This window comes from Erwinia aphidicola, from assembly GCF_014773485.1.
GTDB lineage: Bacteria > Pseudomonadota > Gammaproteobacteria > Enterobacterales > Enterobacteriaceae > Erwinia > Erwinia aphidicola.
The window spans coordinates 948,607-961,531 of the sequence record NZ_JACXBP010000001.1 but is presented as its reverse complement, the minus strand read 5'-3'; the positions used below and the strand labels follow the sequence as shown (position 1 = coordinate 961,531).

Annotated in this window: 14 protein-coding genes; 7 read left to right on the top strand and 7 right to left on the bottom strand. The window is 57.5% G+C overall.

Annotated features, from left to right (window positions below):
* The 7 genes from ID864_RS04435 to ID864_RS04405 all read left to right on the top strand — a co-directional run.
* On the top strand, window positions 1-480 hold a 480-nt coding region (locus tag ID864_RS04435; RefSeq protein ID WP_224750370.1), incomplete at its 5' end, for a DUF3304 domain-containing protein.
* Window positions 481-529: 49 nt separating this feature from the next.
* Window positions 530-1,033, top strand: a complete 504-nt coding sequence (locus ID864_RS04430; RefSeq protein WP_062821009.1) for a DUF3304 domain-containing protein — start codon at window positions 530-532, stop codon at window positions 1,031-1,033.
* A gap of 49 nt (window positions 1,034-1,082) precedes the next feature.
* Window positions 1,083-1,598, top strand: a complete 516-nt coding sequence (locus ID864_RS04425; RefSeq protein WP_191149466.1) for a DUF3304 domain-containing protein — start codon at window positions 1,083-1,085, stop codon at window positions 1,596-1,598.
* Window positions 1,586-3,898, top strand: a complete 2,313-nt coding sequence (locus ID864_RS04420; protein WP_191149465.1) for a T6SS phospholipase effector Tle1-like catalytic domain-containing protein — start codon at window positions 1,586-1,588, stop codon at window positions 3,896-3,898. Before ID864_RS04425 ends, ID864_RS04420 begins: the two co-directional genes overlap by 13 nt.
* Before the next feature lie 53 nt (window positions 3,899-3,951).
* Complete coding sequence (locus tag ID864_RS04415; protein WP_048918827.1) at window positions 3,952-4,635, top strand: YidX family protein; 684 nt, start codon at window positions 3,952-3,954, stop codon at window positions 4,633-4,635.
* 41 nt (window positions 4,636-4,676) lie between these two features.
* Window positions 4,677-5,132 carry a type VI secretion system baseplate subunit TssE gene (gene tssE / locus ID864_RS04410; protein ID WP_048916119.1) on the top strand — a complete coding sequence of 152 codons (456 nt, stop codon included), beginning with the start codon at window positions 4,677-4,679 and terminating at the stop codon, window positions 5,130-5,132.
* A gap of 38 nt (window positions 5,133-5,170) precedes the next feature.
* Window positions 5,171-6,511 carry a VasL domain-containing protein gene (locus ID864_RS04405; protein WP_191149464.1) on the top strand — a complete coding sequence of 447 codons (1,341 nt, stop codon included), beginning with the start codon at window positions 5,171-5,173 and terminating at the stop codon, window positions 6,509-6,511.
* Between the two features lie 36 nt (window positions 6,512-6,547).
* Here the strand turns inward: ID864_RS04405 and nth are convergent, their stop codons facing one another.
* The 7 genes from nth to rsxA are packed head-to-tail and all read right to left on the bottom strand — an operon-like array spanning window position 6,548 to window position 12,807.
* Window positions 6,548-7,183, bottom strand: a complete 636-nt coding sequence (nth, locus tag ID864_RS04400; protein ID WP_048916117.1) for an endonuclease III — start codon at window positions 7,181-7,183, stop codon at window positions 6,548-6,550.
* Window positions 7,180-7,878 (bottom strand): electron transport complex subunit E, encoded by a 699-nt coding sequence (locus ID864_RS04395; RefSeq protein WP_048916116.1) that lies wholly within the window; start codon window positions 7,876-7,878, stop codon window positions 7,180-7,182. The genes nth and ID864_RS04395 overlap by 4 nt, the downstream gene beginning before the upstream one ends.
* Window positions 7,871-8,503: an electron transport complex subunit RsxG gene (gene rsxG / locus ID864_RS04390; RefSeq protein WP_048916115.1), complete on the bottom strand. Its 633-nt coding sequence runs from the start codon at window positions 8,501-8,503 to the stop codon at window positions 7,871-7,873. The genes ID864_RS04395 and rsxG overlap by 8 nt, the downstream gene beginning before the upstream one ends.
* Window positions 8,503-9,564, bottom strand: coding sequence for an electron transport complex subunit RsxD (gene rsxD / locus ID864_RS04385; RefSeq protein ID WP_048916114.1), 1,062 nt, complete (start codon window positions 9,562-9,564; stop codon window positions 8,503-8,505). The genes rsxG and rsxD overlap by 1 nt, the downstream gene beginning before the upstream one ends.
* Window positions 9,565-11,658 carry an electron transport complex subunit RsxC gene (gene rsxC, locus ID864_RS04380; RefSeq protein WP_191149463.1) on the bottom strand — a complete coding sequence of 698 codons (2,094 nt, stop codon included), beginning with the start codon at window positions 11,656-11,658 and terminating at the stop codon, window positions 9,565-9,567.
* On the bottom strand, window positions 11,651-12,226 hold the full coding sequence (gene rsxB, locus ID864_RS04375; protein ID WP_048916110.1) for an electron transport complex subunit RsxB: 576 nt from the start codon (window positions 12,224-12,226) through the stop codon (window positions 11,651-11,653). Before rsxB ends, rsxC begins: the two co-directional genes overlap by 8 nt.
* Window positions 12,226-12,807: an electron transport complex subunit RsxA gene (gene rsxA / locus ID864_RS04370; protein ID WP_048916109.1), complete on the bottom strand. Its 582-nt coding sequence runs from the start codon at window positions 12,805-12,807 to the stop codon at window positions 12,226-12,228. The genes rsxB and rsxA overlap by 1 nt, the downstream gene beginning before the upstream one ends.
* Between the last annotated feature and the right edge of the window lie 118 nt (window positions 12,808-12,925).

Sequence of the window (12,925 nt, the reverse complement as noted above, 5' to 3'; positions counted from 1 at the left end):
CTGGTTTCAGGCTGTTCCCGGGCTGGAGGTGGGGGTTATACCGCTGGCGATATTCGCGGGATTAATCATATGCCTTACGTCATCAACCACATGGATGTGAATGGCTATGGAGGTCCGAATATGGGCTCATATGGAGAGGGTGGTGGCTATTGCTGCATTATGCTGCCTGATAAATGGAGGCCGGGATTAAAAGCTCATGTTGAGTGGGAGGTAGATCCTAATCCAAAAGAACATATACCAATGGAAAAAGAAGGCTTCGGATATGAAAAAGAAGCCTATGCCAGGCACAAAGCGAACTATCAAAAACACTCTGCGGTAGTGGATATCCCTCAATATGGTGAAGAGCGCTGTGGTATCACGGTGCATTTCCTGCCCTGTAATCAGGTCAAGGTTACAACCATCTGTGATGGTTACGGCACGCCAGATTACCCGATTAAAGAACCTCTGGAGATGAAGGAGCCTGCGCAATGTCCAAAATAAGCCTCGCTGTGCGGCAAGCTCCACATCGCTACAAATAAGGAACTCAGCTATGCATAAATGGATGTTGTTTGTATTTTTAGTTTTGCTGGTTTCAGGCTGTTCCCGGGCTGGAGATAATGAGTATACCGCCGGAGATTTAAGGGCAAAAAACCATGTCGCGGGCCAGACCATCAACTGGTTTAAGGTTAATGGCTACCGCGCGCCGGGTTTAGGGGGAGGATATTGTTGTGTGATGCTGCCGGAAAAATGGACCCCGGGATTAAAAGCTCATGTGGAGTGGGAGGTAGATCCTAATCCAAACGAATACATTCCTTTTAAGAAGAAGGGTTCTGGATATGAGGAAGAAGCTTACGCCAGACACAAAGCAAACTTCCAAAAACACTCTATGGTAGTGGATATCCCTCAATATGGTAAAGAGCGCTGTGGTATCACGGTGCATTTTCTGCCCTGTAATCAGGTTAAAGTCACCGCTATCTGCGATGGCTACGGCACGCCAAATTACCCGATTAAAGAACCTCTGGAGATGAAGGAGCCCGCGCAATGTCCAAAATAATCCTCGCTTTTCGGCAAGCTCCGCATCACTACAAATAAGGAACTCAGTTATGCGTAAATGGATGTTGTTTGTATATGTGGTTTTGCTGGTTTCAGGCTGTTCCCGGGCTGGAGGTGGGGGTTATACCGCTGGCGATATTCGCGGGATTAATCATATGCCTTACGTCATCAACCACATGGATGTGAATGGCTATGGAGGTCCGAATATGGGCTCATATGGAGAGGGTGGTGGCTATTGCTGCATTATGCTGCCTGATAAATGGAGGCCGGGATTAAAAGCTCATGTTGAGTGGGAGGTAGATCCTAATCCAAAAGAACATATACCAATGGAAAAAGAAGGCTTCGGATATGAAAAAGAAGCCTATGCCAGGCACAAAGCGAACTATCAAAAACACTCTGCGGTAGTGGATATCCCTCAATATGGTGAAGAGCGCTGTGGTATCACGGTGCATTTTCTGCCCTGTAATCAGGTCAAAGTCACTACTATTTGCGATGGTTACGGCACGCCAAATTACCCGATTAAAGAACCTCTGGAGATGAAGGAGCCTGCGCAATGTCCAAAATAAGCCTTGCGCTGCCGTGCTTTGCCCCGCCTGAGTTCCCCGAGGGTGGGCGACTGATCCTGACCCCGGAACAGATTACCGCTAACTACCGCAAGCAGACGCTGGAAGAGAGGCAGTACCACGAAAAGTTAATTAAGCTGACGGGAAAGCGCATGTTCCCTCCTTGCTGCCAAAGCCTGCATATCAGCCTGTTTTTTGATGGCACTGGTAATAATGAGAAAAATGATACGGATTTCGCCAATCCTCCCCATCCCACTAATATCGCGAAGCTCTATCATGCCACCTATCAGGATGCGGAGAGCCAGGGCTACTTTCGTTACTATATGCCGGGTGTCGGTACCCCATTCCCGAAAATTAATGAGTTTAGTTACAGCGGCGCTGGCCTGATGTTTGCCTCGGGCGGTGAAGACCGCATTAACTGGGCGCTGCTGCGGCTGGTGGATGCCCTGATGATCGCCATTACGCCCACGCGAAAGGGGCTGGACGACAGCGTGGCGCGCGAGCAGATTGCCGCGATGCGCGCCCACTGGCCGCTGAGTGGCGATGCCAACCGCCGCCGCGCCATCAACGGGCTGCTGACACCGCTGCGTGCCAGAGTTACGCAGGCGCGGCCGCAGCCCATCGCCATCAAGCTGTTTATCTATGGCTTTTCACGCGGCGCGGCGGAAGCGCGCACCTTTGTCAGCTGGCTGTCGGAGCTGCTGGTCGACCCGGAGAGCGATGCGGTGGAGCTGGAGCTGCTCGGGCTACCGCTCAGCATTGAGTTTCTTGGCGTACTGGATACCGTGCCCTCGGTGGGCATTGCGCACATTGCCCCCGGTTTTGACGGCCATATGGGCTGGGCTAGCGGCACCCAGCAGCTGCCGCCTGCCAGCCGCTTTCCTGGCCTGATTAAGTGCTGCCGCCATTTTGTTGCCGCCCACGAGCAGCGCCTGAGCTTTCCGCTGGACTCGATACGTCGCCCGGAAGGCCATTATCCCTCACAAACCCAGGAGGTGGTTTACCCCGGTATGCACTCTGATATCGGCGGTGGTTACTCGCCGGGCGAGCAGGGAAAATCAACGGGGGGCGTGGGTGAAGTGCTGTCGCAGATCGTCCTGCACGACCTGTATGCTGCCGCGTTTTCAGCGGGTGCGCCGCTTGCGATAAGGGCAGATTTAATAACTTCATTGATTAAAAATATTCGACCGTCGAGAGCTATGTCTCCAGATACATTTGATGAGTTCAACGCTTCTGAAATCTTGATCAGTCGCTTCAATGCCTGGCGCAAACTAACCCTGCTCGACGCCGTGGCGCTTGAAGCCGATATCCCGGCGGCGGAGCAAAACGGTTATCAGCCGCAAGCGCTTTCCAGCTCGCTGGAGAGCGTAGTTATACAGCAGATGGCATGGATGACCGCCTGGCGCATCGGGCGCTATGCCCACAATAGCCTGCTGGCCCAGCCGTTCTATCTTAATGCGCCGCAAAAAGATACCGCCGGGCTGGAAGAGGAAAAGCGCCAGTACGATATTAAATTCAATGCGTGGCGTAACCAGTTGGATTTGGCGCGCAAGGATCGTCCCGGCTGGCAGGACACCATAGAGCAGGGGCCGCCCGATTATGATCCCACCAACGGCCAGTACCAGCTGCGTGAAGCCGCACGCGAGTTTGAGCATGACTACCGCAACTGGCTCCGCGATGTCAATGGCAACCCGGCAGAAAAAGTTATTCAGGTTGCACTGGATGGCGTGCTGAAGCACCCGGTCTATCGGCTCAACGGCGATGATGAAAACAAAGAGTATGAGCAGATGCGTAAAGAGGGCGATTACCACTATGCGCGCCTGTTCAGCGACAGGCTCGGCACCGGCACCCGTAAAGAGCCGGAGGCGCAGTTACTGGCGCTGTTTGACCAACAGATCCACGACTCACGTGCCTGGTTTGTGCAAAGCACGCTGGGCGGGCGCGAACCCTGGGGCGGCTATTTCCGCTACCGCATGATCTACTGCGGCAGCAAAGCCAACAAGCAGGTGCAGCTGATTTATGTCGAAGGCAAAGCAGTCGGCGCCCCGCAGCTGGACCCGCCACTCTTATTTATCGTCGAGTCGCGCAGCGGTGAGGAGAGGGTGACGGAAGTGCAAAAGGTGCGCGAGCTGGCCAGCGGGCAGGTTGAAGTGCTCACGCCCGGCAGTATGCTGCCCGCCAGTCATGAGCCGGGCCTGATCGCCGCTCGTGAAAGCGCGCGCATCCGCGCGGAGCGTCATCAGCAGGCCCAGCTCGCCATTGCGCAAAAAATGAGTGAATGGAATAGTAAAAATATTGGCTAGCCGCGCATGGATTGAAAATATATCGCGGAATATTATTAACATAAGGATATTATGTGGGAAGGTTTATTTTTTTTGCCCGTCGGGCCGTAGTAATCATCACTTTATTTTTCTTATTAGGCTGCGAAAGTAATAAGCTATCAAAAGAGATTCGCGATGAGGCTAAGGGAGGTGATTTATACAGTAGTGATAGTATTAAAACTGTTTCAATGACTCCAGTGGGGGGTGGGAAATATGGTTGGGTGTTTAATGGTATCCATTTTGATTACTCTCTATCCTCCGGTGTTGATGAGTTTCTTCGTCTTATAGTAAGCGGAAAGCTTGATAAAACGCATATTGAAATGAATAATTCAGGGGTTTTTATTCTGTCAAGAAATAAAAAGAGCTTTGCCGGTGTAGTTGATTTTACTTATCATTATTATAATGAAGAAGAAAGAAAGCTAATTTGGTCTGTCACAAGAAACCCGAATGAAAATTGCCACTGGAATTATGATAAGTCAGGAGTGTGTAATATCAGTCTGACGGAATTACGCGGTACAATACATCAGAAGAGCATTGTGCCTACTGATGCTTTTAAGTTTAATCATGCATTTAATGTCAACTTTTATACCGAAGGGTCGCCTTCATTTAAGCAAGAAGCCTATCCGGTGAAAATTGCTAAAAATGTCGTTATGGCACCTTTGTATGTGTTAGTAACTATATTGATTTTACCTGTATATATTCTTCTTTCAGCTAATTAGCAAAAAATTTTAGAATGTTGTTTGAATATAAAGGAATAACAATGCCGCACTCACACAACTCCCCCTCACTGTATGAAATGCTGTACGGCAACTTTGCCGGCGGGCTGGATCTGCACAACGTCAGTGAAGAGAACCAGGTGATCCTCTCGGTGCTCGACAATATGCAGCGCATCCTCAACTGCCGCGCCGGAACCCTGGCGCATCTGCCCGATTACGGCCTGCCGGATATGACCAAAATATTGCAGGGCATGCCCGGCACCGCGCACCAGCTGATGACCACGCTGTCCGGCGTGCTGCTGCGCTACGAGCCGCGCCTCAGCAGTATTAAGGTCGATATGCTGCCGCAAAGCATTCCCGGCGAGCTGCGCTACGCCATTGATGCCGAGCTGAAGGGCATCGGCCTGGTGCGCTACGGCACCGAATTTATGCCGGAAGGCAAAGTGCTGATCCGCCACATGAAACAGCAGCAGTACCTCGACGCCCGCGCCTCGCTGTAGTCAGCGGCACCCCTCTCTGATAATCATCGAAACTTTTTATGAATCTATCTGAACGTTACCTGAAAACCGGCGGCGACCCACGCACGCTGCCGGACTACGCGGCGCTGCGCGACGAGCTGGGCAAGCTGTCCCACCCGGCGCGCCCGGACGTGAACTGGCACTGTGTGGAAAAACTCAGCCTCGCGCTGTTTGAACATAACGGCGTCGAGCTGCAAACGGCGGCCTGGTATACCCTGGCGCGCACCCAGCTGGGCGGGCTGGCTGGCCTGAACGAAGGTCTGGCCATCCTCGAAGCGTTAATCAGCCACCAGTGGGGCAACCTGTGGCCGCAGCAGGTGCATGCGCGCGTGGAGATCCTCAGCGGCCTCAGCCGCCGCGTGCAGCAGATGATGCGCACGCTGCCGATCGGCTACAGCGATCTCAGCCAGCTTTACCGCGCCGAGCAGCAGCTCACCCGGCTGAACGAGGTGTTGCAGCGGCTGGAGCTGCGCCATCTCAGCCAGTTTGACGCGCTGGCGGCGCTGATGCACAGCAGCGCGCTGCGGCTGGAGAACAGCGATGCGGCGGCAGGCAGCGCGACAGCCACCCCTTCAGGAGCGGTGCTGCCCGCCAGCGCCCAGCGTGCAGCCGACCCGGCTGTGGAGATGACGCCTTCAGCCGTAAAATGGGTCTATATCGCCCAGCCCCAGCCCGAGGCGAACATTGAGGTCATGACGCCGCCGCCGCCGACCAGCCGCTGGAAGCCGTTTGCCGCAGGGGTTGTGACCATGCTGGTGGTGGGCGCTGCGGGAATAGGGGGATGGCAGCTTGTGCAACGCCCCGATCCGCTGATAGATCATCTTGCCGCCACGCTTTCACCCCTGGCAATGCCGCTTACCGGGGAGCAGGTCGACAGCCTGAAGCGGCAAAACTATCAGCCGGAAAAAATCCGCGAGCACACCGAACAGCAGCTGGGGTGGCTGGCGGCGCTGTCACCCTGCTGGGCGCTTGATTATGGGCAGCGGCTGGTGCGCCAGGCCCAGGCGTTTAAACCGCAGGATGCTGCGGTCGGCAGAATGGCCGCCGAGTGGCAGCAGCAGCTTAAAGCCACGGCGCTTCCTGAGGAGGCAATGGGCGGCTGGCAGCAGGGGATGGAGCAGCTGCAGCAGCTGACGGACAGGCTGAATGCCCTTGACGGGCAGCGCGGTAAATATATCACCGTCAGCGAGCTGAAATCGGTGGTGTACAACGCCACCCAGGCGTTTAGCCGTTCAACCCCGGCAGAAGAGCAGCTGCGTCTTTATTCGGTTAACCCGTCGGATATTCAGCGCCGCCAGGCCGAGATGGCGCTGGAGCAGTTAGAGAAGCGCTATTTTTTGCTAAAGCAGCAGCAGGAGTGAAGCAGAAACAAAAAACCCGCCAGTTGGCGGGTTTTTTTATACTTCCGTTTTCTCGCGGAACTCGCATAAATCTTCAATCAGGCAGGAGCCGCAGCGCGGTTTACGCGCAATGCAGGTGTAGCGACCGTGCAGGATAAACCAGTGGTGGCAGTCGACCTTAAACTCCTTCGGTACCACCTTCAGCAGCTTCTCTTCCACCTGTTCCACGTTGTTACCCGGCGCAAAGCGCGTGCGGTTGCAGACGCGGAAAATATGGGTATCGACGGCGATGGTCGGCCAGCCAAAGGCGGTGTTCAGCACCACGTTAGCGGTTTTTCGCCCCACGCCCGGCAGCGCTTCCAGCGCCTCGCGGCTCTCCGGCACTTCTCCGCCGTGCTGCTCGACCAGAATGCGGCAGGTTTTGATCACGTTCTCGGCCTTGCTGTTAAACAGGCCGATGGTTTTGATGTACTCCTTCACCCCGTCTACGCCAAGTGCCAGAATCGCCGCAGGCGTATTAGCTACCGGGTAGAGTTTGGCCATCGCTTTGTTTACGCTGACGTCGGTGGCCTGCGCGGAGAGCAGCACCGCAATCAGTAGTTCAAACGGGGAAGTGAAGTTCAGTTCGGTGGTGGGGTGCGGGTTATTGTCCCGCAGCCGCACCAGAATCTCGTGACGCTTATCCTTGTTCACTGCGCAGTTTTTCCTTCCGGCATAGCAGCACTCTCCTGTTCTGCTTTCAGCGCGGCGCGCTGTTTCATCTTATTGTCGATGAGATATTTTGCCGCCAGCAGCATGCCGAGGCCGATAAACGCGCCCGGCGGCAGCATCGCCAGCAGCATTGGCGAGTCGAAATGCACCACTTCAATGCGCATCGCCTTTGCCCACGGGCCAAGCAGCTGGTCTGCGCCGTTAAAGATGGTGCCGTTGCCGATAATTTCACGGATAGAGCCCAGCACCACCATCACGCTGGTGGCGCCGAGGCCAATCGCCATACCGTCCAGCGCCGCCAGCCCGACATGGCTTTTGGACGCCACCGCTTCGGCGCGGCCCACCACGATACAGTTGGTGACGATCAGCGGGATGAAGATCCCCAGGGACTGATACAGGCCGTAGGCATAGGCATTGATCAGCATCTGCACGCAGCTGACCACGGCCGCGATAATCATCACGTAAATCGGAATACGGATTTCAGATGGCACCCAGCGGCGCGACAGGGAGATGCCGCTGTTGGTGCAGGTCAGCACCAGGGTAGTGGCCAGACCAAGGCCGAGGGCGTTGGTAGCGGTCGAAGTCACGGCCAGCAGCGGGCAGAGGCCCAGCAGCTGCACCAGCGCGGAGTTATTCTTCCACAGCCCGCCGACCAGCAGGGTTTTTGCTTCACTCATTGGCGTCTCCACAGGATGGCAACGAGGACAGTTGCCCCGGTAAGGTTTCAATATACAACGTTGTGCGCTTCACCGCATTGACCACCGCACGCGGCGTAATCGTTGCGCCAGTAAACTGGTCGAAGTCGCCACCGTCTTTCTTCACCGCGAAATGGCTGTCATCCGCGCCGGTCACTTTTTTGCCGTTAAAGCTCATGATCCAGTCAGAGATTCGCAGCTCGATTTTATCGCCAAGACCCGGTGTTTCATGATGTTCCACCACGCGGGTGCCGTACACCGTGCCGTCAAAGCTGGCGCCGACAATCAGCTGAATATTGCCAGAGTAGCCGTCAGGCGCGGTAGTTTCCACCGCCGCTGCCACGGGTTTATCACCCTTGCGCGCCAGATAGAGGTGGTGCGGGCTGCCGTTGCCCAGTGCCGGATTAGTGACAACGTAACACTCCTGCTGAATTTTATTATCATACAGCTCGGGCGGCACCACCTGGTCCAGCAGGATCTTCTGCTGTACGGCGGTCTGATGTTCAATAGTCGGCTTGGTTACCGCATTAATCACCGCCGTCAGGCCGGTGGTGATAGCGGCAAACACCGCCAGCGTTACGCCGTTTTTACGAATCGCGTCCAGCATCATTTACCCTTACGGTGTCCGTATACGCGCGGCTGCGTGTAGTAGTCAATCAGCGGCACGCAGATATTCGCCAGCAGCACGGCAAATGCCACGCCGTCCGGATAGCCGCCAAAGCTGCGGATCAGCCACACCAGCAGGCCAATCAGCACGCCGTACAGCAGGCGGCCTTTATTGGTGGTGGAGGCGGTCACCGGGTCGGTGGCGATAAAGAATGCGCCCAGCATGGTGGCCCCGGAGAACAGATGCACCAGCGGAGATACCAGGCTGTCCGGTGACAGCAGCCAGCCGAGCGTGGCGCAGAACGCCAGCGAGGCGATAAAGCTCACCGGGATATGCCAGCGGATGCTGCGCGTCCACAGCAGGAAAATGCCCCCGGCCAGGAACGCCACGTTGACCCACTGCCAGCCCAGGCCGGCCAGCACGCCGCCGTAAATCGGCATGGCGCGCACTTCTTCAGCCGAATGGCCGGCGCGCAGCCCGGTTTTGAAGGTGTCGAGCGGCGTAGCCTGGCTGATGCCGTCGATCCCCACCTGCAGCTGCTGCATGCTGTGGCCGTCAAGCGTATGGAAATGGAAGATCATACTCAGGGTGTCGCCAAAGGTCGGGCTGATGCCCTGCAGCACGTCCGGCGGTAGCCAGCTGGTCATCTGCACCGGGAAGGAGATCAGCAGCACCACGTAGCCGACCATCGCCGGGTTGAACGGGTTCTGACCGAGGCCGCCGTAAAGATGCTTGGAGATAATCACCGCAAACAGCGTGCCGATAACAATCAGCCACCACGGCGCCAGCGGCGGGATGCTGATGCCGAGCAGCAGGGCGGTCAGCAGCGCGGAGTTATCCTTCAGCGTCTCCGCCAGCGGCAGCTTGCGCAACCGCAGGATAGCCGCTTCAGCCGCGATAGCGGCAGCCGCCGCGATCAGCACCTGGATCAGGTTACCCCAGCCAAAGTACCAGCACTGCACGGCCATGCCGGGTACGGCTGCCAGCAGCACCAGCAGCATAATGGTGCTGGTGCTACGGCGGTTATGAGTATAGGGCGAGCTTGCAATACGAAATGCCATTTAATCCTCTTGCGTCGACGGCTGCTGCGATTTACGCGCTTTCACGCGTGCAATGGCCGCTGCCACCGCCGCTTTACGTGCATCCTCAGGGGAGGCGGCGGGCGCCTCTTCCTGACGGGGTTCGGGTTGTTCAGGGGTGACTTCTGGCAGAGCTTCGGCGGCCTGCGCGGCTTTTTTCGCTTTGGCGCGGGCAATAGCGGCTTCGATGGCCGCCTTGCGAGGGTCGGCGGCAGGTGCCGGTTGTTCTGCCGCAGCCGGTTGCGGTTCAGCAACGGCGGCCTGCGCGGCTTTCTTCGCTTTGGCACGGGCGATAGCCGCTTCCACCGCCGTTTTACGCGGGTCAGCGGCTGGCGGCGTATCGGCGGTTGCCGGCGGCTCAGCGATGGCCGCGCTGGCTTCGGCTTTCTTCGCTTTGGCGCGGGCAATCGCGGCTTCAACGGCGGCTTTGCGCGGATCGTCTGCCTGGCGCGTCACCGGTTCGCTGCTGGCCTGTTGCTCAGCCTGGCGCGCGCGGGCTTCCGCCTGGCGGGCTGCACGCTGAGCTGCCGCCGCGTCGTCATCGAGCGGTGCGGCAGCGGCGGCCTGCTTCGCCTTCACGCGTTCGCGCGCGGCGTTAAGCGCATCGGCGTCGGTGATAGCCACGCTGCGTTTGGCCTGCTGGTGCTTCGCTTCACGCGCCGCTTTTTCCCGCTCCAGGCGCTGTTGACGCGCTTCAAAACGCGCCTTGGCCAGGGCAGTACGCTCGGCTTCCAGATCGATAGCCTGAATCTCGGCCTTCTCCTGGCGGTAATACTGCACCAGCGGGATATTACTCGGGCAGACATAAGCACAGGCGCCGCACTCAATGCAGTCTGCAATATTATGCTCGCGCGCTTTGTCGTGATCGCCGCCGCGGCTGTACCAGTAAAGCTGCTGCGGCAGCAGGGCGGCCGGGCAGGCGTCGGCGCAGGCGCTGCAGCGGATGCAGCCCTGCTCCGGCTCGTTGTGGCCCATCTCAGAGGCGGCGGGTGCGAGAATACAGTTGGTGATTTTCACCACCGGCACATCCAGCGTCGGCAGGGTGAAGCCCATCAGCGGGCCACCCATGACCACCATCTGTTCGGCACCCGGTGCGAAATCGGCGTGATGCAGCAGATGGCTGATCGGCGTGCCGAGGCGGCCCCAGACGTTGCCAGGCTGGCGCACCGACTCACCGGTCAGGGTAATAACGCGTTCAGTAAGCGGCTCGCCGTCAATAATCGCGCGCTTAACGGCATAGGCGGTGCCGACGTTCTGCATCAGCACGCCGATATCGGTAGAGCGCCCGCCGTGCGGCACCTCTTTACCGGTGAGAATTTTCGTCAGCTGTTTGGCGCCACCGGAAGGATATTTGGTGGGGATGACGCGGATCTCCATATCGCGCGCGTTGCCCAGGGCGGCTTTCAGCGCGGCAATCGCTTCCGGTTTGTTATCTTCAATGCCGATCAGGGTGCGCTCCGCCTGCAGCGTCCACGCCAGAATGCGGCAGCCTTCCAGCACTTCTGCGGCGCAGTCCTGCATCAGGCGATCGTCGGCGGTGATATAAGGCTCGCACTCGGCGGCATTGATAATCAGGGTATTGACCCCGCGCAGCCCGCCCTTCAGCTTGGTGGCGGTAGGGAAGCCCGCGCCGCCCAGCCCGGCAACGCCAGCCTGATGCACGCGGCGCACCACCTCCTGGCGGTCCAGGCTGCGATAGTCGCTCAGCGTCTGCTTATCAATCCAGCGGTCTTCGCCGTCCGGAGTGATAAAGATGCACATCTCCGCCAGCGCGGAGGGATGCGCAGTCATATGCGGGGCGATTTTGCTCACGGTACCGGAGCTTGGCGCGTGGATCGGCAGCATACGGCCATTGCCAAAGGTCAGCGCCTGGCCGCGCAGGACAGCGTCGCCGGGGCGCACGCAGATCTCGCCTTCGTTACCGATATGCTGTTTCAGCGGCAGTATAAACTGGGCGGGCAGCGGCAGCTGGCGCAGCGGCGTGCCGTTTGACTGGGTCTTCATCTCCGGTGGATGAATGCCACCTTCGAAGTCCCAAAGCCGATCTTTTTTAAAGTAGTTGAGCAGATTAAGCATGACTTTCTACAGTGATCACCCGCACCGGAATGGTTTGCAGGTCCCATTTCCAGTTGGCAGTAGTGGTAGCAACCGGACGCATTTCAATGCAGTCGGTCGGGCAGGGAGCAACGCACAGGTCGCAGCCGGTACAGACATCGCTCAGCACGGTGTGCATCGCGCGGGTGGCGCCGACAATTGCATCCACCGGGCAGGCCTGAATGCACTTGGTGCAGCCGATGCAGTTGGCTTCGTCAATCCACGCCACTTTACGCTCTGGCTCCAAAGCGGCCTCTTCACCCAGCGGCTGCGGGTCGACGTTAAGCAGCGCCGCCAGTTTCAGCATGGTCTGCTCGCCGCCGGGCGCGCATTTGTTGATCAGTTCGCCGTTATTACCCACCGCGTCGGCATAGGGGCGGCAGCCGGGATAACCGCACTGCCCGCACTGGCTCTGCGGCAAAATAGCGTCAATCTGTTCGACAATCGGGTCTTCTTCCACTTCGAAGCGGCGCGAGGCGTAGCCCAGCAGCCCCCCCAACACCAGGCTAAGTGCGCTAAGAACCAGCACAGCAATCCAAATCGCACTCATCAGAACTTCACCAGTCCGGTAAAGCCCATAAACGCCAGCGCCATCAGGCCGGCGGTGACCAGTGCAATCGATGAACCCTTAAACGGCGCGGGCACATCGGCGAGCACCAGGCGCTCGCGGATGCCGGCGAACAGCACCATCACCAGCGAGAAGCCGATAGAGGCGCTAAAGCCGAACAGCGCGGCCTGCAGGAAAGTGTGATTGAGGTTGACGCTAAGCAGCGGCACGCCAAGCACCGCACAGTTGGTGGTGATCAGCGGCAGGAAGATACCCAGCAGGCGGTAGAGGTCAGGGCTGGTTTTACGCACCACCATTTCGGTGAACTGCACGACCACGGCAATCACCAGGATATAGGCCATGGTGCGCAGGTAGACCAGATCGAGCGGCAGCAGGATCAGGTGATTGACCAGCCATGCACAGATAGAGGCCAGGGTAATAACAAAGGTGGTGGCGAGTCCCATGCCAATTGCCGTTTCCAGTTTTTTGGAAACGCCCATGAAGGGACAAAGGCCGAGAAACTTCACCAGGACGAAGTTATTCACCAGCACTGTGCCAATAAAGAGAAGCAGGTATTCGGTCATTATTACGCCTGAAGAAAAGTCAAAAGCAGCACATTATCGGATATTGGCTACGCCATCACAACCGTTGCGCGGCGGGTGTCCGACGCCAGCGCACTCAGGATTAAATTCTTGACGTTTA